This is a genomic window from Pseudovibrio sp. Ad37, assembly GCF_001623075.1.
In the GTDB taxonomy this organism is placed as follows: domain Bacteria; phylum Pseudomonadota; class Alphaproteobacteria; order Rhizobiales; family Stappiaceae; genus Pseudovibrio.
In genome coordinates, this window is the sequence record NZ_LMCF01000042.1 from 63,907 (window position 1) to 86,449 (window position 22,543).

The 22,543-nt window shown below is 51.6% G+C and carries 17 protein-coding genes and 2 pseudogenes; 11 read left to right on the forward strand and 8 right to left on the reverse strand.

Annotated features, from left to right (window positions below; translation table 11 throughout):
- Window positions 1–18: 18 nt before the first annotated feature.
- The 8 genes from PsAD37_RS09945 to PsAD37_RS09980 all read right to left on the reverse strand — a co-directional run bounded on the left by PsAD37_RS09945 (window position 19) and on the right by PsAD37_RS09980 (window position 9,334).
- On the reverse strand, window positions 19–504 hold the full coding sequence (locus tag PsAD37_RS09945; RefSeq protein WP_063296014.1) for a hypothetical protein: 486 nt from the start codon (window positions 502–504) through the stop codon (window positions 19–21).
- A 214-nt stretch (window positions 505–718) separates the two neighbouring features.
- A complete protein-coding gene (locus PsAD37_RS09950) occupies window positions 719–1,156 on the reverse strand; it encodes a glyoxalase superfamily protein (protein ID WP_057461441.1) in 438 nt (145 codons plus the stop codon).
- Window positions 1,157–1,348: 192 nt separating this feature from the next.
- Window positions 1,349–2,500, reverse strand: a complete 1,152-nt coding sequence (locus PsAD37_RS09955; protein WP_063296015.1) for a DSD1 family PLP-dependent enzyme — start codon at window positions 2,498–2,500, stop codon at window positions 1,349–1,351.
- Window positions 2,501–2,597: 97 nt separating this feature from the next.
- Window positions 2,598–4,997: a transketolase gene (locus PsAD37_RS09960; RefSeq protein WP_063296016.1), complete on the reverse strand. Its 2,400-nt coding sequence runs from the start codon at window positions 4,995–4,997 to the stop codon at window positions 2,598–2,600.
- A gap of 192 nt (window positions 4,998–5,189) precedes the next feature.
- The gene (locus tag PsAD37_RS09965) at window positions 5,190–6,245 is read right to left on the reverse strand and encodes an AbrB family transcriptional regulator (RefSeq protein ID WP_063296017.1); all 1,056 of its coding nucleotides are present in this window, start codon (window positions 6,243–6,245) and stop codon (window positions 5,190–5,192) included.
- Window positions 6,246–6,271: 26 nt separating this feature from the next.
- Window positions 6,272–7,789 carry a tripartite tricarboxylate transporter permease gene (locus PsAD37_RS09970; protein WP_063296018.1) on the reverse strand — a complete coding sequence of 506 codons (1,518 nt, stop codon included), beginning with the start codon at window positions 7,787–7,789 and terminating at the stop codon, window positions 6,272–6,274.
- Window positions 7,790–7,798: 9 nt separating this feature from the next.
- On the reverse strand, window positions 7,799–8,284 hold the full coding sequence (locus tag PsAD37_RS09975) for a tripartite tricarboxylate transporter TctB family protein (protein ID WP_063296019.1): 486 nt from the start codon (window positions 8,282–8,284) through the stop codon (window positions 7,799–7,801).
- A gap of 66 nt (window positions 8,285–8,350) precedes the next feature.
- The gene (locus PsAD37_RS09980) at window positions 8,351–9,334 is read right to left on the reverse strand and encodes a tripartite tricarboxylate transporter substrate binding protein (RefSeq protein WP_057461446.1); all 984 of its coding nucleotides are present in this window, start codon (window positions 9,332–9,334) and stop codon (window positions 8,351–8,353) included.
- Window positions 9,335–9,442: 108 nt separating this feature from the next.
- Between PsAD37_RS09980 and PsAD37_RS09985 the strand changes: the two genes are divergently transcribed.
- From PsAD37_RS09985 to PsAD37_RS10030, 11 genes and pseudogenes are all read left to right on the forward strand, one after another.
- The gene (locus PsAD37_RS09985) at window positions 9,443–10,108 is read left to right on the forward strand and encodes a response regulator transcription factor (protein WP_057461447.1); all 666 of its coding nucleotides are present in this window, start codon (window positions 9,443–9,445) and stop codon (window positions 10,106–10,108) included.
- Window positions 10,105–11,490, forward strand: coding sequence for a sensor histidine kinase (locus PsAD37_RS09990; protein WP_063296020.1), 1,386 nt, complete (start codon window positions 10,105–10,107; stop codon window positions 11,488–11,490). Before PsAD37_RS09985 ends, PsAD37_RS09990 begins: the two co-directional genes overlap by 4 nt.
- On the forward strand, window positions 11,460–12,497 hold the full coding sequence (locus PsAD37_RS09995; RefSeq protein ID WP_063296021.1) for an ABC transporter substrate-binding protein: 1,038 nt from the start codon (window positions 11,460–11,462) through the stop codon (window positions 12,495–12,497). Before PsAD37_RS09990 ends, PsAD37_RS09995 begins: the two co-directional genes overlap by 31 nt.
- Before the next feature lie 107 nt (window positions 12,498–12,604).
- On the forward strand, window positions 12,605–13,078 hold the full coding sequence (locus PsAD37_RS10000) for a GNAT family N-acetyltransferase (protein ID WP_063296022.1): 474 nt from the start codon (window positions 12,605–12,607) through the stop codon (window positions 13,076–13,078).
- A gap of 213 nt (window positions 13,079–13,291) precedes the next feature.
- A complete protein-coding gene (locus PsAD37_RS10005; RefSeq protein WP_063296023.1) occupies window positions 13,292–14,524 on the forward strand; it encodes an MFS transporter in 1,233 nt (410 codons plus the stop codon).
- 123 nt (window positions 14,525–14,647) lie between these two features.
- A pseudogene (locus PsAD37_RS10010) lies at window positions 14,648–15,436 on the forward strand (ISNCY family transposase); the annotation flags it as partial.
- 277 nt (window positions 15,437–15,713) lie between these two features.
- Window positions 15,714–15,845: a transposase domain-containing protein gene (locus tag PsAD37_RS27475; protein WP_244272509.1), complete on the forward strand. Its 132-nt coding sequence runs from the start codon at window positions 15,714–15,716 to the stop codon at window positions 15,843–15,845.
- A gap of 280 nt (window positions 15,846–16,125) precedes the next feature.
- Entirely contained in the window at window positions 16,126–16,656 is a 531-nt protein-coding gene (locus PsAD37_RS10015; protein WP_063296024.1) for a hypothetical protein, read from the forward strand.
- Complete coding sequence (locus tag PsAD37_RS10020; protein ID WP_063296025.1) at window positions 16,640–16,834, forward strand: hypothetical protein; 195 nt, start codon at window positions 16,640–16,642, stop codon at window positions 16,832–16,834. The genes PsAD37_RS10015 and PsAD37_RS10020 overlap by 17 nt, the downstream gene beginning before the upstream one ends.
- 111 nt (window positions 16,835–16,945) lie before the next feature.
- The gene (locus tag PsAD37_RS29395) at window positions 16,946–21,580 is read left to right on the forward strand and encodes a calcium-binding protein (protein ID WP_063296026.1); all 4,635 of its coding nucleotides are present in this window, start codon (window positions 16,946–16,948) and stop codon (window positions 21,578–21,580) included.
- Between the two features lie 673 nt (window positions 21,581–22,253).
- Window positions 22,254–22,543: pseudogene (locus PsAD37_RS10030) on the forward strand (IS110 family transposase); the annotation flags it as partial.

Genomic DNA, 22,543 nt, shown 5'->3' on the forward strand with positions numbered 1-22,543 from the left:
GCGCTTTTTAGTTCAAGCCTAATGCATGCTTCCGCCTGAGCTCTTTTTCAAAATATCAGTCAGCACATGAGACGGTACAGGCAGCATGACCTGACCGAGGGATTTGAGGGTCTCGGCAAAGTTCGCAGCGGCCTGTTCTACTTCTTCGCATCTTTGCGGACAGGTAATGTGCTGCAGGCACAGCTCAACGGTGTCGACATCATGTTGCAAGCCCGCAATCAGGCCCATGGTCAGGCATTCTTCGACACAAAGGTGCTGAGAATCATAAGGGTAGGAGCGGAGCGGACAGGCTGCGCAGCGCTTGAGTGTACGCACGTATTGAGACAGACTGGCGAGCGCTACTCCGGCATCCTGATGTCCAAGCGCTTCGTTGTACAAGTCCCAAGCCATTTCCCAAGGCGTGATAGAACCTGTTTCAAAGCCGGCGGACCAACGGCGATAACCTTCCAGAACCAGTCGTTCCGGTTGGCGTTCCAGGTAAACATCATTTGCCCCAACATCCATGGCTAGCGCCTCTTTCGTGCATCTGGCGATTGTGTCGCATCGTCAGTAAATTAAACATGAGTATCACAGTATAGTTTAATTGAGCATGGATGTTCAAGCAACAGTTTCACCTCACCATGCATTTTGCGGTTGAGATCGCATTGATGCACAGGGTGGTTGTGTCCATTGGCAAACCGCGAGGTGTCACGTCTCCCGGTTCTTTTGTGAGGTAAGATCAGAGCCCTGTTAGAACCATGTGCGGTTCACCATCAGAGGTCTTTTCACTGGTCATGCCATCCGCATTTACCGTGCAAGTCACTCGTTGACGGTACGCAGAAAAGCTTTTGAAACTCACCACATCAACCGGCTCATCAAAGTGCAATGTCAGCCGCACCCGGTGGGCCGCGACGGAGCTTTGAACACCAAGAACCTCGGCAGCAAACCGACGTCCAAGATACTTGCCGGCAACCCTGTCACCGGGCCGCAGAAACGACACAGGTGGACGATTGCCAACAGCAGCATAAAGGGTGTTCCAGTCCTTATAGCCTTGTTGGCGAGCAATAAGCTCCAGTGTCTGGGAGTGCGAAATAGTTTCGCCGCGTTTTTCCAGCGCAGCACGCAATTGCTTCGCTTGCGTTTTTAACGCGGAAAGGGAAGGAAGAGATCCGTTCATTTCATAGCCTCAAACTATGCGGGATCAACTTGATGGAGCTCGCATTGCCACCAACCCGCTTGTCTGGGCTGAAATCGCATCTTTTGTTTCAGGCTTCACCATGAGCATTGCTCTGCGAGCGGCAGGGGCCTGATCCCTTGCCGCGCAACCTACAGAGGATGGGTGTTGCTGTCAAACCAAGGTTCTGTACACCTAGTAAAACTTACCGCGGGCTGTCACCTGCCAAAGCGTTTCCACGACACCGTCACGTACACCTACATACCAGTCATGCAGGTTACAGGTCGGATCACAGTGCCCTGGAACGAGCTTGATCTTGTCGTTAATCTTCAACGAGTTTTGCGGATCCTTCAGGACGCCATGCTCATCGGAGTAATCAAGGCTTTGCAGGTCAGGTCGCTCATACACAGTCGGCGGCCCGGAATCGATGCTGTGTGCCTTCAGCCCTGCATCGCAAACGGCTTGCCCATCTATGTCAGTGGACATGATCGAAGTCAGCAGGAACAGGGCATGCTCAAAAGTAGGTAAGTGCTTGCCATCTTTGTCTTTCACTTTGCGGTAGTCCGCATCCATGAAGAGATAGGACCCGCATTGCAACTCGTTGAACACACCGGATGCGGCTTCAAACGGATATGAGCCTGTCCCTGCACCGCCAACGATATCACAGTGGATCTCTTTGCTTTCCAGCAGGTCTACAGCATCCTTGGTGATCGTGATTGCCGTATCCAGCAGCGCTTTTCGATCAGCGTAATTGTAGGCATGTTGCGCAGCACCCTGATAAGACTGAATGCCCGCAAACCGTAAGTTGGCGGCTGCGATGATTGCAGTTGCCAACTCCAACACAGCAGCACTATCTGCCACACCGCACCGGGCACCTCCGCAATCCAGTTCCACCAGAACTTCCAGCTGTGTTGCGTGTTTGACTGCGGCTTGCGAGAGATCTGCAATATTAGCCAGATTGTCCGTGCAGACTAGGATACGTGCACCAAGCTTGGGAAGTTGTGCCAAACGATCAATCTTGTATGGATCACACACCTCGTTGGACACCATAATGTCCGTGAGGCCAGCTCTCGCCAGAGCCTCTGCTTCGCTCACCTTTTGGCAGCACACGCCGCAAGCATTGCCTCGCTCTATCTGTAGTTTTGCAACTTCAGCAGACTTATGCATTTTGCAGTGAGCGCGATGGCGAACACCATACTTGGCAATCTCATCACGCATTTTCAGCAGGTTATGATCAAAGGCATCAAGATCAACAATCAAAGCAGGCGTTTGCACGTCATCCAGCTTCATTCCCGGTAGGGCAGGGATGTCATAGCCAAGCGTGTACTGGGAAAGGTTTGAGGTCACGGCGAAGTCCTTGCAGCAGGCATGAGGTCAGTAAGAACGAAACTGAACAGTTAGAACGGCAGAAGCAATGCACCACACACCGCTTCCGCCTGCAAGTCTAGCTCGCCTTGATGTAGCGAATCTTGCCACCTGTCGAAATCGTTTCAGCCGCCCGCAAAATGGATTGGGTGTCGATGCCATAATGAGCATAAAGATCGGCAATGGTGCCAGTCTGACCAAAATGCTCTACGCCAAGAGTGCGGATTGTGTTGCCTTTCACCGCACCAAGCCATGCAAGGGTCGCAGGGTGACCATCCAGTACTGTAATGAGCGAACAGTTGTCCGGCACATCATCAAACAAGCGCTCAATGTGGCTGCGAGCATGCATTGCCCCACGGTCCCGAGCGCGCTGTGCAGCTGTCCACCCTGCATTGAGGCGGTCAGCAGACGTGATCGCCAACAGACCAACATCACGGCGGTCTTCCGCCATCATCCCAACAGCGTTGATTGCCTCCGGTGCGACGGCACCGGTGTAAGCGATCACAACTTCCGCATTTGGTCCCGGTTTGCGCAGCCAATAGGCGCCATCGACAATGTCCTGTTCGTCTTCAGGTGAGATCGTCCGTTGAGGCTGCTCCAGTGGACGGGTGGACAGGCGCAGGTAGATGGAACCTCCTGTCTGGTCCCGCAACCATGTGCGCTCATCAGGATCGCCTTCACCATCGCGCTGCATGTAATCAAATCCAAAGCGCATGATGGTTGCCAGCTCATCTACGAAGGCAGGCTCAAACGCGGCAAGCCCGTCCTGAGCCATACCAATCAACGGTGTGCTGATGGACTGGTGGGCCCCACCTTCCGGTGCCAATGTCACACCGGATGGTGTTGCCACCAACATGAAGCGGGCATCCTGATAACAAGCGTAGTTGAGCTGGTCAGCCGCACGAAGAATGAACGGATCATAAACTGTGCCAATGGGCAGCAAGCGCTGACCGTTGATGCTGTGAGACAACCCAAGTGCAGAAAGGAGGAGGAACAGGTTGGATTCTGCAATGCCCAGCTCAATGTGTTGGCCTTGCGGAGAAAATGCCCATTTGAAGGTGGATGGTATCCGTTCTGCTTTAAATGTATCCGCCAGTTCTTCCTTGGCAAACAATCCACGTTGGTTGACCCATGGGCCAAGATTGGTGGAGACCGTCACGTCTGGCGCGGTCGTCACAATATGTTTGGCAAGCTCTTCATCCTGCTTGGAAATTTCATGCAGAATTTGACCGAACCCCATCTGCGTGGAAAGCATCTTCTCTGCTGCATTGGGTGCCGGCAATTTTGCCGGTACAGGCACCGTTTTCGCAGAATAGCGACGGCTGCCTTTTGAGAAGAACGGTGCTTCGGTAACGAAAGTCTGAAGGTTGTGCGGGTCAGATGTGCTTTCCCACTTGTCCCACTCATGCCCTTCGCGAATGCCTTCCAGCTTACGGTATTCTTCCATCTGCTTAGAGGTCATCAGGCCTGCATGATTATCTTTGTGCCCTGCCAGCGGCAAGCCAAAGCCTTTCACGGTGTAGCACAGGAACAAGACAGGGCAATCATGGGTCTTGGCACTCTCAAATGCCTCAATCAGTGACGGCAAATCATGACCACCCAGATTGCACATGAGCTTGGACAGCTCAGCATCACTGCGCCGATTGATCAGCTCGTTGACCTCGCCCTGATCTCCCAAATCATCCAGCAGCCGCTTACGCCATGCTGCCCCGCCTTGATAGGCCAGGGCGCAGTAAAGCTGATTGGGGCACAGATCGATCCAATCGCGCAGTTTGCTGCCACCTGGTTCTTTGAAGGCGTCTTCCTGTAGGCTTCCATATTTGAGCGTGACGACTTCCCAGCCGAAATTGCGGAAGATGCTCTCAAACTTCTCCCAAAGGCCTTCGCGGATCACTGCATCCAATGACTGGCGATTATAATCCACGATCCACCAGCAATTGCGCAGGCCATGTTTCCAGCCCTCCAGCAATGCCTCATAGATGTTGCCCTCATCCATCTCTGCATCGCCAACCAGCGAGATCATACGACCTTCCGGCGATTTGTTAAGCCCGCCATGCGCTTTCACATAGTCTTGCACCAGTGATGAAAACAGCGTCTGCGCGACCCCAAGGCCAACGGAGCCGGTTGAGAAGTCAACATCATCAACATCCTTGGTACGAGATGGATAGGATTGAGCACCATGGAACCCACGAAAGTGCTGCAGCTTCTCCAGCGACTGGTTCCCGGCCAGATACTGGATCGCGTGGAAGATAGGCCCGGCATGAGGCTTCACCGCCACCCGGTCTTGCGGGCTCAAACTATGGAAATAGAGCGCAGTCATGATGGTGCTGATAGATGCACAAGACGCCTGATGGCCGCCAACTTTCACATCGCCAACGTCAGAACCGCGGAGATGGTTGGCATAGTGAATGGTCCAGGAGGCAAGCCATCGCACTCGGCTTTCCAGCGTACCCAAAGTATCCAGTGAAGCTGCGCTCATTAAACTCCCCGTCGGTTTCATTGGAATATTTTTATTCCGCGAGGCTATCAGATTGCCTTGAGAATTAATCTCTTGAGCCAACTGATATACCTTCATGAATAAGGGAAATTTTTGAGCTTTGATCGAATTTAAGGAAAATACTTCCGCCTAACCTATTCGTAATGCACTTTTCAGCTCATATACTACGCAGATTCACGGCTGCTCTTTTACGGGGAGTGCGGTCTTTGAGTGTCTCAACATCAAAGGCACAACAAAGGTCAGCAGAAGCAGGCGGAAGACGTGGTGGGCGGCGACGAAGGTGGGGTCGAGACCACTTTGCACAGCGATAGCAGCCATGGCCTCTACTCCGCCCGGAGCGAAGGCGACGAACAACAGGCTTGGGTCCAGGCCAACCAGCGGCATCACCAACACAACTCCAAGGATTGCCATGCCAACCGTAATGAGCGTAACAACAACACCCGCGCCTACGGCTTTAGCGAAAAGGTCAAGACTGACGCCCTTAAAGCGAGTGCCAATCAAAGCCCCCATCACCAGAAACGAGCCGAGCGTGGCCCAATCCGGCATCTTGCCGGGTGTGAGTGCACTCACGTGCCCCAGAGAAGACACAAGCATCCCACCGAGCAGGTAGGCGGCGGGGAGTTTCATCTTCAGGAAGATAGTTCCAACAACAGCTGCCCCGAGCAACAAATAGACGGCTGAGAGTAGACTGATGTTTTGTGCGGGCAGGAAGGAAGCGCCTGTTTCCTCAAAAAGCAGCGAGACAAACAGCGGAACGCAGATGGTGAGGAACAAGACCCGCGTGCTTTGTGCAAGCCCGATGCGGGTGACGTCCGCTTTGCTATCTGCCGCCATGCTGAGGATGTAGCTCAAGTGCCCCGGAGAGGAGGCGAGTGAAGCGTTATAGGCATCGAACCCGAAAAACCGTACCAAAATCGCACGGCTGATCAGCATACTCAGGATAAGACTGATCCCCAACGCTAAGAAACTCGCAGGCCACGTGATAGCGGCATCGATAACAGCGGGTGTAACACCAGAACCAATGCTCGTACCCAGCACAATAAAGCAGAGCGTGCGCAGCCAGAGCGGAACGATGACGGGAGCACCCAGCAAGCCACCGAGCGAGACGGCAAGAGCTGAGCCGGTGAGGGGGGCTGCCGGGAATCCGAGGAAGGAAAAAAGACCAGCCCCTGCGCCTGCAATGGCAAACGTTATGGATAGATTGAACCAGTCTTTCTTCTCAACTACCAAAACTCAGTTTCCCAGCTGCGGTTTGATCAGTCACTTTCAGCGGCTTCCAATTCCTGCTTGCGCACACGACGTGCACGGATGGTTGGCAAAACGACCAGAATAGCAGCCAGAGCCAGCAAGCCCATGGTCATCGGGCGTTCCATGATAAAGCTAATCCCATCATATAGCTGCATAGACCGGGAGAAATTATCTTCCAGCATGCTGCCCAGAATGAACCCAATCAGCAGTGGCGCGAGCGGATAGTTGGCAAAGCGCAGGAGCGTTGCACATACACCAAAGCCCACGAGCATCAGCAGTTCCGTTGCATTGTTTTGTCCAATATAGGCACCCATGAGGGTGAAGAACAGAATGAACGGAATGAGGTAGTTGCGCGGCACAGCCAGCACTTTGGCGATGTAAGGGATGAGCGGCAGGTTCAGGATCAGCAGGATCACATTGCCCACATACATGGAGATGATCACGGACCAGAAAATCTCTGGCTGATCGATCATCAGGCGTGGCCCCGGTGAAACGTTCAAAGCGATCAGGGCACCGAGCAGGATCGCCGTTGTCCCGGATCCCGGAATGCCAAGGGTCAACAGGGGAACGAAGGAACCAGTACATGCCGCATTGTTCGCAGATTCTGGAGCTGCGAGGCCTTTGACAGATCCCTTGCCAAACTCAGCCTGTTCTTCTTTCGGCGCGATGTTGCGTTCCACTGCATAGCCGAGGAAGGAGGCGATTGTTGCGCCAGCTCCCGGAAGAACCCCAATCAGAAACCCTTGGATAGACTGGCGACCAATCACTGGTGCAATTTTCTTGGCCTCTGCTTTTGTGATGCGCAGATCCTTGATGTCTCCACTACTTCCACCAGAATTAGAGCGGGATGGATCCAACACAAGGAACAAAGCTTCGGGCAAAGCAAACATGGCCATAGCAAGCGTGATGAACCCGAAGCCGGATTGCAGATCTAGTATACCCATGGTGAAGCGCGGTTGGTTGAACAATGCCCCTTCACCAACGGTTGCCATCATCAGGCCTACCAGCGTCATGAGCAGGGCTTTGCCCACCTGTCCGCTGCCGGCGAAAGCAGCGATTGCGGAAAGGCCGACCACCATCAATGCGAAGTATTCTGCAGAGTGGAAGAGCAGCGCGACGGATGCGAGCGCAGGTGCAAAAATCATCAGCAAGATGGCCCCGATACTGCCACCCGCGAATGAAGCAATCGCCGCAACTGTCAGCGCTTTGCCAGCCTTGCCCTGGCGTGCCAGCGGATAGCCATCAAAGCTTGTTGCAACAGTGGATGCCACGCCCGGCGCGTTGATGAGGATTGAGGACGTGGAGCCCCCAAAGATTGCGCCGTAATAAACGCCAGCGAGCAGAATCAAGGCTGCGGAAGGGTCACCGATAGAGATCGCCACAGGGATCATGATGGCGATGATGGACATAGGTCCAAGACCCGGCAACATGCCGATGAACGTGCCAATCAGGCAGCCGCCGATTACCATCAAAAGATTAGAAAACGAGAAGGCCGTCGAGAGGCCAACCCAAATACCGTCTAACATCGTGGCCTCCTAGTTGAAAAATGTTGGAAGAGGGCTGAGGTAAATGCCCAGTGTTTGCTGAACCAGATACCAGACACCGCCAGCAGCAATGGCTGCAACAGGCACAAGGATCACAAAACGCCGCTCTCCAAGCAGAGCAGCCGAGATCACCAGAAAGAGCAGTGTGGAGAGCAGGAAGCCAGCGGGACGCAGCAACAGAGCATATCCCGCCATTAGAACCAGCAGGAACACGGCCTGACCGATGTTGTAATCCCACAGTCTGCTGAAATCGATCTCGTCTGCATCTGAATCTGCAGGCTTTTTCTCAAACCCGAGCAAAATGGCGAGGCTTGTGATTGCAGCCAGCACCGCAATGACTTTTGGAAACGTGCTCGGCCAGATTGGGTTAAACCGCATAAACGGTGGCAAACCAGCGTCCATCAAAAAAAACGCGGTGTATCCGTAGCTTAAACTCACTGCCAGAATGACAAGTGCAATCCATCGGTCCAGTGCCATCATCCCCTCCCGTTGGCGTGACAAGTGGATGCGCTGCCAAGAGCGCATCCATTTATTCTTATTGATTTAGAGGAAGCCCAGCTTCTTCATGAGATCACCGATGGTCTTTTCCTGACCTTCAAGGAACGCGTGGAAGTCTTCACCAGAGTTGTGGATGTTGACCCAGCCATTACGTGCGCGCACTTCTTCCCACTCAGGGGTATCGTACATCTTCGCAAGAGCTTCCTGATAGGCAGCCACCTGTGCCTCTGGCAGGCCCGGTGCGCCGAAGAAACCACGCCAGTTGACGAAGGTGGTGTCGATGCCCTGTTCCTTCATGGTTGGCGCATCTTTGTAGGCTGCAACGCGCTCATCAGCAGTCACACCGATGATTTTCACTTCACCCGCATTTGCAAGATCAATCGCCTCGGAGAAGCCGGTAGAAAGTGCAGAGATTTCGCCGGAAAGCAGCGCTGCCATGGCCTTACCGCCCGCATCATACGGAATGTACTTCACCATGGTTGCATCTTCGCCAGCTGCTTCCATCACCATGGCCGCAACAAGGTGATCCATACCGCCCGGTACAGAACCGCCACCAATTGCCGTGCCGCGTTTGTCAGCTTTATAAGCTGCAAGCAGGTCACTCATGGAGTTGATTGGGCTGTCCTTGCCAACCACGATGGCTGCATAATCACCAATGGTGCCGGCAACCAATGTCAGATCACGGAAGTTGTGTGGGAATACGCCAGTCAGCGAGCGGATCACGATTGGCGTAGAATTCACCATCAACGTGCCGTGCTGACTTGCTGCATTCTCGATGAGATACCCAATGGCCTTACCACCGCCGCCACCGGACATGTTTTCGAAAGAGGCCGTGCCTGCAAGGCCGGACTTGGTCAGTGCTTCGCCTGTTCCGCGTGCAGTGCCGTCCCAGCCTCCACCAGCACCACCTGGAATGAGGAAGTGAATGCTATCAACCACTGGCTCTGCAAAGGAAGCCGTTGGCATGGAAAATGTCATCGCAGCCAAAGCCGCTGCCGCAACCACGCGGCGCGCCCGAATAAAACTCATTGTGTCCTCCCAATTGACAAGGGCAGCATTTGTCACCCATGACTTACGTGAAAACACGGAAACCTGACACAAACCTGTCACCTCCTTGATTTTTTGGGGAAGCAAAAGATGAGATTTCTTCTCGTTGAAGATAACGCCAAGCTGGCGACATCCATTGTCGAAAGATTGACACTGGATGGTCATGTCGTTGATCACGCTGCTGAAATTTCTACTGCCGAGGACTACATCTCGACAGCAGATTACGACATGATTTTGCTCGACATCATGCTTCCAGATGGTGATGGGCGAGATTTTCTAAATGAACATCGAGGCCGTCAGGATGACACTCCGGTGATCGTTTTGACAGCACGTTCAGAGGTCTCAGACAGAGTAGGGGTGCTCGATCTCGGGGCTGATGATTACATCACAAAACCCTTTGATTTCTCGGAGTTAGAGGCAAGATGCCGTGCTGTCATAAGGCGGAGATCCGGCGGCGTGACAAATGCGAAGCGATTCGGCGATCTGGTGTTTGATTCACTGGCTGGCACACTCAAAATTGGCAGCAAAACAGTGAGCCTGCGTAACAAAGAGCTACGCCTTTTAGAGATATTTTTCGGCGCTCCGGACGTTATTTTCTCAAAAACAAAGCTTGTAGACAGATTATTTTCTTACGACGAAGATGTCTCGGAAAATGCCATCGAGGTCTATGTCGCCCGTTTGCGCAGGCATATTTCATCCTCCTCGGTCCAGATCATTACCGTGCGTGGACTGGGGTATCGGTTAAGCCTGACATGAACTCTGGCGCCAACATATCCGGCTCAATCCGTCGCCGCCTGACCTTGCAGCTCCTCGGCATCGCCGCCGTGCTTGCAGCCCTGCTGTTTGTGATGGTGATGACCTATGCCAAGCAAGTCGCAGAAGAATCTCAGGACAACATCCTGTCAGCCTCCGCCACGTCTATTTTGGACAGTGCAGCAATTCAGAGCGGGGAGGTGACTGTCGACATTCCATATTCCGCACTCTCCATGCTTGGCAATGTGAGTGATGACCGCGTGTTTTACCGCGTTGTCGTCAATGGAAAGTACCTCACCGGATATGAAAGCTTGCCCATTGCCAAGGCATCAAAAGGGCAGGACAGCCATCGGTTCATCACCTCTCATTATCTGGGTGAAAGCATTCGTATGGTCTCCGCCACGCGCCGCTTGTCCAACGCATCCGGCCCTGTTGAAGTCACCGTATCTGTGGCTCAAACACTGAAGCGTCAGCGAGAGACACTGGAGCGCATCTCCGCAAATGCCGCCTATCTCGGTTTCGGGTTCTTTATTGCAGCTGCCGTGCTGGGTGTTTTGACAGCTCAATCAGCCGTGCGCCCTGTGCAGACACTGGCAAACTCTATCTCAAAAAGAGGTCCGCAGGATCTGAGGGCAGTACAAGCTCCTGTGCCGGGTGAGATGGCACCGCTTGTGGTGGCGCTCAACCGGTTCATGGCACGGCTTAAGAAGTCACTCACACGCTCCGAAGAGTTCATCGCAGAAGCTGCTCACCGCATCCGCACGCCCCTTGCAGTGCTGCGAACGCAAGCGGAGATTGCCTTGCGCCGCGTGGAGCGACCAGAAAACAGAGCGGCTTTGAAAGAGATGATCCGGGCCATTGATGAGAGCTCACGCGCAGCAGGCCAACTGCTGGACCATGCCATGGTTTCCTTCCGCACGGATCATCTGGAGGTCAAGGACATCAACCTGCTGGATCTGGCAGAGGAAACTCTTGAACGGCTGCGCCCACTGGCAGAGATGCAAGATAAAACCCTGAGCTCGCATGGTGAGGAACCGCCGCAGATCTCCGGAGATGCGATCCTTATCCAAAATGCGCTGAGCAACATTTTGGACAATGCGATCAAGTACGCCCCGCAAGGCGAGGACGTACAGGTTATCGTTACCTCCGAAGACAACTGGGTTGTGTTATCGGTTTATGACCAAGGCCCGGGCTTTGCTCCGGAAGACATAGACCAGTTGACGGAACGGTTCTCACGCGGCAAAAACGCCGAAGATACGGTCGGTTCCGGGCTTGGGCTTACAATTGCCGAAGAGGTGACGCAAGCTCATGGTGGACACCTGAAACTTTCAAACAGAACAAACGTCAGAGGCGCATGCGTATCCTTCTATTTCCCTCAGTCCTGATCGTGTTGCTGGCCTCATTGCTTTCCGCAAGTGCCTATGAGATTGAACAGCACAAAGTGTTTCCCGCTCCGCAAGAGGGCGCGAACCTGCGTATTATCTCCAACTCAGACATCGACATTTTCTCGCCCATGGTGGTAGCGTTTCAACGCAAATACCCGAGTGTTTCTATAGACTATACTGTTGTCAGCAGCACCGAACTGATGACAGCCCTTTTTGATGAGAAACAGGTTTTTGACGTTGCAATCTCATCTGCCATGGACCTACAGGTGAAGTTGGCGAACGACGGGTTCACCCTACCGCACAACTCCTCAGCCGCCGGTTTGATGCCGGACTGGGCCCGCTGGCGCAATCATGTATTCGCCTTCACGCAGGAACCAGCTTCGGTGGTCTATTCCAAATCCGCCTTTGCAGGATTGGAAGTGCCAACATCACGGCAAAATCTGATTTCAACTCTGCGCAACCATCCAGAACGCTTCCTCGACAAAGTCGGCACCTATGACATCCGCCAGAGCGGCCTTGGTTTTCTGTTTGCCACGCAAGATGCCCGTACATCAGACACGTTCTGGCGTCTGAACGAGGTGATGGGCTCTCTGAACGCCCGTCTCTACTGTTGCTCTGCTGATATGATTTCTGACATCACAAAAGGCGATCTGGCCGTTGCCTACAACGTGCTCGGCTCCTATGCCTCTGCACGGGCCGCCAGTGATCCTGATATCGGCATTCTCGAACTGGAAGATTTCACCACACTCATGCTGCGCTCTGCCATCATTCCAGCGGGGGCCGAACAACCCGAAATCGCGGGCGCCTTCATAGATCATCTGATCACTGCATCCTGGAGCGAGGAGGGGGCTGACTACTATCCCTATCCAAAACTCAACCGCAACGAGATTGCCCCAAACCTATCCCTGCGAGCCATCCGCCTTGGACCAGGTCTGTTGGTTTATCAGGACAACCTGAAACGGCAACACTTCCTCCAGGAATGGCAAAACGCGATCATTCAGCAGTGAGATAAGCCAAATCAGAAGATGGAGGATTTGGTCGTTCAATCCTCTTTCACCTTGTCAGAGTTTGTGGCAAGAGGCTGCCTCCAAACCCAGCTGAGTGAAAGCCACCAATGCCTGTAGAGATCCGCCCACTGATGAATTCAGATGCCCCAGACTGCGCACGCGTATTTTATGAGGCCGTCACAATCGGAGCGAAGAAGCATTATTCTGAGGAGCAGCTCGCCGCATGGGCTGGGCCTGCACCCGCACCTGAGCGTTGGTCTGCCAAACTCCACGATATGACTGGCTTTGTTGCTGTCAAAGACAACTCAGTAATCGGTTTCATGACCATCGATGCAAAAGGTTACATCGAGTTCGCATTCACCAGCCCTTACCACACCCGCCAAGGTATCGGCACCGCCATTTATGACCAACTGCAGAACTGGGCAGAACAGCGCAACATCTCGACCATTTCAGTAGACATAAGCATGGCTGCAAAAGCTTTCTTCCTTCACCACGGCTGGCTGGTTGAGCGCGAGCAAGCACCCGTTGTTCGAGGAGTAGCACTCACAAACTTTCTCATGACAAAGAACTTGGCCGCGTAACATTTCATGACACTCGCCAGAGTTCCTGCGATATGCACGTGGTGTCATGCCCGCAGGCCCTCAACGAATAACTGACCGGCATTGAGTTGCACTCCCAAGTCCTCGCATTTATCACTATAAGATAAGAATGATATCTGAAGTTGTTTCCGATAGTCATGATTGCGCGCACTCAAATCATTGAATTTATGCTGCATTTCGCAGAGTGAGGTTGTTTTGTCTGATGTTACCTTAAAGGCTAAATGGGGACAGATCAGCCTCCTGTTTTCAGCCAACTTTCTGTCTTTGTTGGGGAATGGCCTGTCTGCCATCGCAATACCGTGGTTTGTCTATGACCTGACGGGCAACGCTGTCATCACTGCAACAATCGCCATTGCCGGACAGCTTCCAAACATCGTTGTCGGTCTCTTCAGCGGGCCGTTGATCGACAAGTTCTCTGCCAGAACCACCAGCATTTTCTGCGATACTGTGAACGCCTTCGCTGTGCTTTTGATACCGCTGCTATACTCAGTTGATCTGCTGGATCTTGCCCTCCTTGGATTTCTCGTCTTCCTCTCGCAGGTCATCGATGTTCCCGGACAAACCGCAAAAAGCGTTATGATCCCGGCGTTGATTGATCGAGAAGGCTTGCCTCGCGAACGGGTGAACGGAATGAACTCGCTTCTTGAGACTGTGGCTGACCTTCTAACCCCATCGATGGCTGGCATCCTGATCTCCGCCTTTGGCGCGACCACTGTCCTGATTTTAGACTCACTGAGTTTCCTGACGGCGCTTATTATTGTATCCATAGGCATCAAGGCCACTCGTCAACAGGGCGCAGCTAATACAGATAGACAGCCAACAAAAGAAGTCTGGAAGTGGATGCTGTCAACACCGGGCATCTTGAAGCTCGGCCTTTATGATTTGATTATCAATACAGTGGCGGTCTCCTTGCTTTCATTAACCTTACCAGTTCTGGCAAATTCAAATAACAAGCAAGCAGTTTGGCTTGGAATCTGGCTCACATGTTTTGCCTGCGGAACCACACTCACAACCCTTGCCTACACATTCGTGGGCCACAGAGTATCCTCACTCAGGCTTCTGCAACTCACACCCATAGGACAAGCACTCGGCCTAGCCTTGCTGCTCTGGATGTTTAATGCTGACTGGGGCGGTGGCAATATCAATACCGCTGCAATTGTCATTTCAGTGGGAATGTTTGTGTACGGTGTAAACTTGGGAGTTGGCAGCGTCGTTGACGCGACTGTGCTTCAAAAACTCGTCCCCGAAGACAAACGCGGCACAGTCTTCTCCTCCCTGCGCTACACCGGCGTCCCCCTAGGCCTCTTCCTCACCGGAATCCTCCTAGAACAAAACAACCCGACACTCCTCTTCACCACCTTCATCGCCCTACTAACAATAAACTCACTGCTTTGGTTAAGGGGGACACCCGAGATTTGCAGTACATAAATAAGGTTCCATAACCTACACTATGCGTTTTTGAACTGTCACCGCGCAATGCTAAACTGTCTATCCTCTGCAAACTAAAAATCTCACAGTGCTCTTACGTTGGATTATGCTGGGGAGGATGGCATGGGATGGGTGGTTATGAGTGAACGGGAGTTTAATCGGGTTGAAGTGATTGCGCAGGTTGTGCACGTCGAGCTGAGCAATGCGGGCGCCGGCAATCTGCTGGACCTGTCGGTGCGGCAGATATCGCGGCTGGTGAAGCGCTATAGAGATGAAGGTGCTGGCGGTCTGCGCCACCGTGCTCGTGGCAAGCGACACAACAACCAGATCAGCGACGCCAAGCGCGCGTACGCACAAGTGGTTATAAGCGAATACTATTCAGACTTCGGCCCGACACTGGCTGCAGAAAAGCTTGAGGAACATCTTGGCCTGAAGGTCTCACGCGAGACGGTGCGCAAATGGATGATCGAGGCCGGGATCTGGCTCAATAAGGCGCAGCGGCGTACGTTTCATCAGCCGCGTCATCGCCGCGAAGCCTATGGTGAGCTTATCCAGATCGATGGCAGCGATCACCGCTGGTTCAAGGAGCGTGGTGATCCATGTACCCTGCTCGTCTTTGTCGATGATGCTACATCCACACTGATGCAGTTTCAGTTTGTGCCGTCCGAGAGTGCGTTTTCCTATTTTTCTGCGCTGGACCACTATTTAGGTAAACATGGTCGTCCGGTGGCGTTTTATTCTGACAAGCACAGCGTGTTTAAGGTTGCCAACGACCAGGCCAAAGGCGGTGCCGGCATGACCCAGTTTGGCCGCGCCCTGTCGGAGCTCAACATTGAGATCCTGTGCGCCAATTCTTCCCAGGCCAAGGGCCGTGTGGACCTTCATCGGAGCACAGCATTCACAAGGGCAGTATGTTGCTGCTGACCAATTGCGGTCATTCGCACTACCTTTAAACATCCTGAGTTTGGACTTGCCTTCAACTTCAAGTGTTGTCCATCTGACTGACTGATGAAGGCAGCAGATACCTCATTATAAAGGTACACGTATAGTCTCGCGGACTAAGCGGGCTTTCGATGCAGCGCGAAAATTCCGGCAACCGAAAGGTAGCTTTTATTGCCTAAGACCACTAGCTGCCACTCGGAAACTTCAATAAGGCGGCGGTAAAGCTGCGGCAATCGCCTATACCCTCATCGAAACCGCCAAGCTCAACAGCGCAGATCCCCAAGCCAGACTCCCGTGGGTATTGACACAAATCGCAGATCACAAGATCACCCGCCTCAACGACCTCATGCCGTGGTGTTACGCTGAGAAAGCAGCGTAACAGGGGCAGCCTACGCTTTCCAGGCCGGCCTCACCGAATGCTCACCATGAAATGGGGGTTAGGGCGGAAGATCCCTGCAGTTGGTGAAGACCTCGTTTACATGATTTAGCGTTGGAATGATTGCTGCAACTATTAGGAAGATTGAACTGATAGACACAATTTGAGCTAATCACCCATTTTAATATGAGTGCAAAACTCATATTAAAATGGGTGCGCCCTGTGTAAGTCGCATAATATCTGGGTTATCCGGAAATATGATGAATTAACACAGACGGTGACCATGCCTGATCCCATCATGAAAAGAGATGAAGATCGAGGACCTGCTGAAGCAAGAAAATTATACTCGTTTCGGTTGGTAGAAAGTAAGCAGGATATCCCTGCTGTTATAGAACTAGCGCGGTGCGCGCATGAAGAAAGTCGCCTTGGCTATATTCCGTTTTCAGAAGCGAAGACGCAGAAGATCGCAGAAAATGCGATCAAGGATCCCACAAGACATGCAGTGATGTTGGCACTAAAAGCCGAGCAGCCGGTTGGCCTGCTCTTTTGCAGTGTGGGTGAGTATCATATCGGTGAGGGGATCCTTCTGGCCACCATTCACAACATCAATGTGCTCAAAGAAGTACGTGCTTCCCTCAGTGGTGGTCGTGCAGCGCTCGGCCTTCTGAGTGGTGCAAAGCAGTGGGCAAATGCTCGGAACGCACGTGAGCTCCTTCTGCATGCGACATCAGATGTAGAGCTGCCACGATTACACAAATTAGCAAAAAGAGCTGGGTTTGGTTTGATCGGAGGGAGCTATGCAAGGCTTCTTTGAGCATCTGAAATCAAGAAAAAAGAGAGCATTCGTAACAAGCGAGTGGAGAGACAATGAGCAATCTAAAGAGCAAATTTTTGAACGCTATCGAGTGGTGCTCAAACAACAGTTTCAAATCGTGGGTTGGCTTGCTGATCTGCATGACCGTAGCACTAGCGCCTTCACAATTGATATCTGATCTGTATTGGAGTGCGATCTATAAGATCATCGTCGGTTACGTGTTGTTGATGCCTGTTTATATTGTTGTTTTTGTTGGCTTTTATAAAAGTATTACAAGGAAGTAACTTCAATGGCTGAGTATACGCCCACTCGAAATGGGTTCAAGGTGACATCTAATAGCTTTATTGGATTTACTAGCAATGATGTTAAGCTGGAAGTCTCAAAATCCAAGCTTATTAGTGCTGTTCAAGATGTCGCGGCTGATCAGGCTCCTGACCAGGATGTAAAGCAGTTCGCTGCTAATTATGGAACAGGCCTTGGTAGCATCAACTTCGAAGTCTCACACAATCCTAAGACAGAGGTTGTTACAGTAAAGGGCGGCGGTTCTGCCTTCGGTGGCGGAGGCGACTTTAAGGTCGTCTGGGACAGTCAAAAAAGAGAAGTAATCAGCGCAGAAGGCTTTGGTGGGGCGAAGATTGCTGGTGCCGTGAAAGGTGGCGCATTCGGCGTCGTTGTTGGATTAGACACCTCACTGCGCCTGGGGTTGGTGATTGATGCTGACTCACTCGACTTAATTGCAAAAGGCGTAGTCGATATTGAAGCCCTGATCGTCGACTTCAAATACGAGAATGAGTATCGCTTAGAACTGTTTGAGTTTGATGACAAATGCTTTGCTGCAGGAACACTAATCTCTCTTCCAGATGGTTCATCGCAACCAATCGAGCTCCTTTCTGAAGCCAGTGAAGTGTCGAGCTATAAAGGTAGTTTTGAACTTGGTCGTAGCTCCTTGGAGGCGGGCACGGTTGTTAAGCTATACCAAAACGTCACCCAAGAGTTCTTGCGTCTGAGTTTTGCCGATGGCCGTGAACCTTTGATTGTAACACCTGGCCATGCGTTCCTGGACGAAACAGGTGGCTTTACCAAGATTGGTGAGCTTGTTGATGATGGCAACGGCTCAGCTCGTGTGATTGATCAAAGTGGAAGTGTCGTTGAAGTTACTTCTGAGTTATTGCGCTTTGATGCTGACACCGCTGATCTGTTCGAACGCAGTTCTAAGCGCACCATTTATGCCGATGGACAATGTGTTTTAGATGAAGAAGTGCCAGAAGGCTGGAAAACCTACAACTTCGAGGTTGAAGGTTTGCATACTTATATTGCTGGCGGAGTGCGTGTTCACAACCAATCTGGCTTCCTTGGGCAAGTTGGAAACACGATCGATGAAAAATTCTTTGATCAGCTCGGCACGCTAGGTGACGGCATCGGTGATATTGTCACTAGTCCGTTCCATGTTGCAGGTGAGATCCTGGATGGAGCTACGCGAGCTGTCAGCGCTATCGGGACTGGGATCAGTAAAGGTATCGGTCGCTTCGGCGAGGGTGACATTTTTGGTGGCATTGCAGAAATTGGCAAAGGGATCGGCAACGCTTTCAGAGAAATTGGAAGGACAGCTGCTGAGGTTGTAAGCGAGATCGGCAGCTCCTTCATGGAGGGCATCAGCAAGGTTGGTCAGGGGATCAGTGACTTCGTTGGTTCCATCTTTGGTGACAATGACACTAACGATGGAAAGGGAGATGATAACAGCAAACCGGTGATCATTGATCTGGACGGAGACGGCATTGAAGTCAGTGACAGCGCTGAAGTGAATTTTGACATGGATGGCGATGGCTATCTGGAGCAAACAGCTTGGGCAGATGTGGATGATGGGTTCCTGGTACTTGATTTGAATGCGGATGGCACCCGCGGTGCCGGTGATGGCAAAATTGATCAGACCAACGAACTTGTGCTGAGTAAGTGGCTTGATTGGGATGGTGCCACAGACCTTCAGGCCCTCGCTACTTTCGATGAATGGGAAAGTCGAGGCGGGAATAATGATGGCGTGCTTGATGCTCAAGATGAAGTATGGAGTGAGTTGCATGTCTGGCAGGATTTGAACCAGAACGGTATTACTGATGCAGGTGAACTTAAGTCTTTTGAACAGCTTGGTATCACTCAGATCAATCTCAAATATGATGATGGGACAGATTATGCTGATTTGAGCAATGACGTCACCATTGAAGACAACTCAGTCCTCGGGCTAGCCTCTTACACGCGCGACGGCGAAGTGATTGAGGGCGGTGTTGGCGATATGTCACTATCCTACACTGCAGAGGGGTGGCGTCGGGTTGCAACCGTAACTGGTTACCGTATTGAGTTTGAAAACAATGAGAACTACGAATACAGGGTTTTGGCTGGTTCCGGCTCGTCAGATGTAAACCTTATGGCAGATGCACTGGGTGGAGCTACCGGCGATGAGCGCAGCAACCGCCTGGATGCCTCTGGCTATGATACCGCGGTTCAGATCTCTGGTCTTGGTGGAGATGACGTTTTGACTGGCGGTAATCAGGATGACCTGATCTCCGGTGGTAGCGGAGCAGATGAGCTTCGGGGAGGTGATGGGGCTGATACCCTCTTCTTTGATGAGCATGATACTGTCGTACTTGGTGGAAATGGATTTGATACTGCCAATTATACAGGTGAAGTTGCACTCACATTTGACTTGAAAAGTCATGGAGTTGAAGCACTCCATGCTGGCAAGGGTGATGATACTATCACCGCTTCAGGAGCAACTGAGACAGTCGCTATTTTTGGCAATGATGGCAATGACACAGTCAGTGGTGGTGCTGGCGATGACATCTTGTCCGGTGGCATTGGCAATGACACTTTGCGTGGCCATGGTGGTGATGACTCCCTTCAAGGAGGCGAAGGCTCTGATACACTCTATGGTGGTGAGGGAGAAGACGCTCTCTTTGGCTCGTCTGGAAATGATGAGCTGCATGGAGATGGCGATAATGATGAGCTAAGCGGAGGGACTGGTTCTGATAAGCTATATGGCGGCTCAGGAGACGATACCTACTTCTTCAGCCGCGGCGACGGCCAAGATGTTGTCGAAGATACTTCAGGCGCAGCAGATTCAATATCCTTTGGCTTTAACATCGATCTTGAAGATCTCAGCCTTGTCCAAGACGGCAATGATCTGGTGATCTATGTGTTGCCGCAAGACAATCATGCGATCCCACTGACCGATGTCACTGATACCATTCGCATTAAGAACTGGAGAGACACAAACAAGGCGGTTGAAGCGCTGACCTTTGCCTCTGGACTAACGTTCTCGCTGACAGACCTGAAAGGTAACCTCCTGCAGGCAACGGGCACACAGACAGTCTCAGGTTCTTCACTGCGCGACTGGATTGAAGGTCATGCTGGAAATGACACCTTGCGTGGTGGCAATGGCAACGACGTTCTACAGGGCCGTGATGGCAATGACACACTGGAAGGTGGAGATGGCATCGATACGCTTGTTGGCGGTAAAGGCGACGACACGCTTAAAGGCGGTGACAGCACAGACGTGCTGACAGGTGGAGAAGGTTCTGACCGCCTTGAAGGTGGCGCAGGCAACGATGTTTACACCTATCAGCGCGGTGATGGCAAAGACACTATCTCTGAAAGCTCTGGTGACAAGGATATGCTGTTCCTGTCAGATGTTAGCCAGAATGATGTTGTATTGCGTACTGATGGAGCAGACCTTCTAGTCTACGTGAAAGACGAAAACCAAGCTGATGCTCCGTTAGATCAGCTTTCAGATGTTGTTCGGATCAAAGGCTGGCAGAACGATAACACCCGTATTGAAACTTTGCAGTTTGCTGATGGCTCTCGCATTGAACTAACTTCGCCTGGTGAAACCGTAAAGTCTAACAGTACCGTGAAATCGATCCTCAACTCAGCGGTTTCAGATCCGAATGGATTGTTTCGTTTAATTGAGAAAGTAAGTGAACAGTTCGAAGGTAAGGCTTCAATAATCAGGGCGTTGGAGAAGTCAAACTTCGCAGGTCAAGTCACACTGCAAAAAGCAGAGTTCATTTACATGCATGGGCTGAACTTTGAGGAGTTTATTGGTGAGTCTCCGGTAGGCGAAGAGCCCTTCTGGGAAATCAAAGAATCTTCCGATAGTTATCGAGATGAGCTCATCGAAATTCGTGAAACACTTTATGATATGGGTGCTTGGGGGTATTTTGAAGAAAATCTACTTGACCCAATCGCGTTCGTTTTGAGCAATCCTTTCCATCGAGATGCTGAGTTTGAAACATTTGAGGAACTCAGGGAGCTCTATGGATGGCCGGAACAGTTCCCATCTAACCTTCCGAGCAACTCGTCAATCGTTACAGATGCCTTGGATAAGCTTCAAGTGGCAGAGGACTATCAAAATTACCTCGAACACAGAGAGGCGATTGATAAACTAATTACTGAAATTCCAACAAGTGAACTTGCTCAAAAATGGTCTGATGTCATTAGTGAAGCAAACGAGCTCGGGCTAAATGCATCCTATGATATGCAAGGAAGCGCTGAAGGCGAGGAGTTTTACACTGCTGATGGTGATGATGCCATAGATGCAAAAGCCGGCGATGACTTACTGAAAGCCTATGGTGGCAATGACACACTGAATGGTGGGGCTGGCGATGACTTTCTGAGTGGAGGGTCCGGAAATGACACATTTGTCTTTAGCGGCTCGTCCTTTGGGAAGGATGTAATCACCGACTTTGAAGCAGGTGAAGGATCAGAAGACATAATCAAGTTTGATGTTGATGTGTTTGCAGATCTAGATGCAGTGCTCGCCGCAGCGACTCAAAATGGACGAAACACAGAAATTGAGTTGGATGAAGAGAATGTCATCACCTTACAAAATGTGTTGAAGTCTGATCTTCATGTGGATGATTTCCAGTTTGCTTAGTATCTGTACTTCCCTGACAACTGGCTCCACAAGCCAATGAATGCTTGGTTGTCAGGGGAACTATGAGTGAGCGCAAAGAAAAACCAAACTTAGAGTAAAGCTGCCGAGAGGCAGCTTTTTTGTCTAAGGTCTCGCCAATATCGGTAGGGATTAAAGAGCATGAACGTTCTCAAGTTTGTAAGCGCTTGTCCTCATCACTCCAACGCCGTCCTTGGCTTTCTGTCATCATCATTATCCATGCAGTTAAAACTACACGCATGATAGACCAGCAAAGCGAGTATCGGCAGGTCGGGTTCAACAAGCGCTTACCAAGTCATTGTGCCACGCCAGTTTGCAGAATCTATCCATCATCTGAGCAGGTTTTCAGCATTTTGCTCAGGTGAGCTTAAGGCGCATGCTGTCGGGAATGAAACTGCTGCGGAAGAGTTGCTGAAAAAACTGCAAAATGGCTTGTAATCAGAGGAGGTAAGAGCACAAAGCACTGTCTATCTAACCTGCAAATGGTCAGTTGAGCAATTCTTGTTCGTGAACATGTTTATTTTAGAAGCCTTCGGCTGGGGATGTCTCAACCTCAGCTAGAACTGCTCGAATGGCCGGTAATGGTATGGACCGCCTGCTCCCCTAAGGCGCAGGCTCTATAGTGATCCTGTTCTCATGAAACCGGAGCAGTCCCATGACCACAGAACTTCTTTCCGTCGGCATCGACATTGGCAAAGATACATTACACATCGTTGGGTTCAATGACGATGGTAGCTACGCTTTTCGGAAAAAGATCAGGCGTCTGTCCCTCGTGGCTACGTTCGAGAAGTTGCCGCGCTGTATTGTGGGCATGGAAGCGTGCATGAGTGCGCATTTTGTTAGCCGAACATTGCGCAAACTGGGGTTCGATCCCCGTATCATCGCCGCCAAATACACCAAGCCTTTCGTCAAAGGCCAGAAGAACGATTACAACGATGCTGAAGC

Excerpts from the sequence above, each read along its gene's own strand:
- PsAD37_RS10020 (WP_063296025.1), top strand. The coding sequence starts at position 16,640 with ATGCAAGGCTTCTTTGAGCATCTGAAATCAAGAAAAAAGAGAGCATTC.
- PsAD37_RS10015 (WP_063296024.1), top strand. The coding sequence starts at position 16,126 with ATGCCTGATCCCATCATGAAAAGAGATGAAGATCGAGGACCTGCTGAA.
- PsAD37_RS09945 (WP_063296014.1), bottom strand. The coding sequence starts at position 504 with ATGGATGTTGGGGCAAATGATGTTTACCTGGAACGCCAACCGGAACGA.
- PsAD37_RS09950 (WP_057461441.1), bottom strand. The coding sequence starts at position 1,156 with ATGAACGGATCTCTTCCTTCCCTTTCCGCGTTAAAAACGCAAGCGAAG.
- PsAD37_RS09960 (WP_063296016.1), bottom strand. The coding sequence starts at position 4,997 with ATGAGCGCAGCTTCACTGGATACTTTGGGTACGCTGGAAAGCCGAGTG.
- PsAD37_RS09995 (WP_063296021.1), top strand. The coding sequence starts at position 11,460 with ATGCGTATCCTTCTATTTCCCTCAGTCCTGATCGTGTTGCTGGCCTCA.
- PsAD37_RS10000 (WP_063296022.1), top strand. The coding sequence starts at position 12,605 with ATGCCTGTAGAGATCCGCCCACTGATGAATTCAGATGCCCCAGACTGC.
- PsAD37_RS09990 (WP_063296020.1), top strand. The coding sequence starts at position 10,105 with ATGAACTCTGGCGCCAACATATCCGGCTCAATCCGTCGCCGCCTGACC.
- PsAD37_RS09985 (WP_057461447.1), top strand. The coding sequence starts at position 9,443 with ATGAGATTTCTTCTCGTTGAAGATAACGCCAAGCTGGCGACATCCATT.
- PsAD37_RS09970 (WP_063296018.1), bottom strand. The coding sequence starts at position 7,789 with ATGTTAGACGGTATTTGGGTTGGCCTCTCGACGGCCTTCTCGTTTTCT.
- PsAD37_RS09980 (WP_057461446.1), bottom strand. The coding sequence starts at position 9,334 with ATGAGTTTTATTCGGGCGCGCCGCGTGGTTGCGGCAGCGGCTTTGGCT.
- PsAD37_RS09975 (WP_063296019.1), bottom strand. The coding sequence starts at position 8,284 with ATGGCACTGGACCGATGGATTGCACTTGTCATTCTGGCAGTGAGTTTA.
- PsAD37_RS29395 (WP_063296026.1), top strand. The coding sequence starts at position 16,946 with ATGGCTGAGTATACGCCCACTCGAAATGGGTTCAAGGTGACATCTAAT.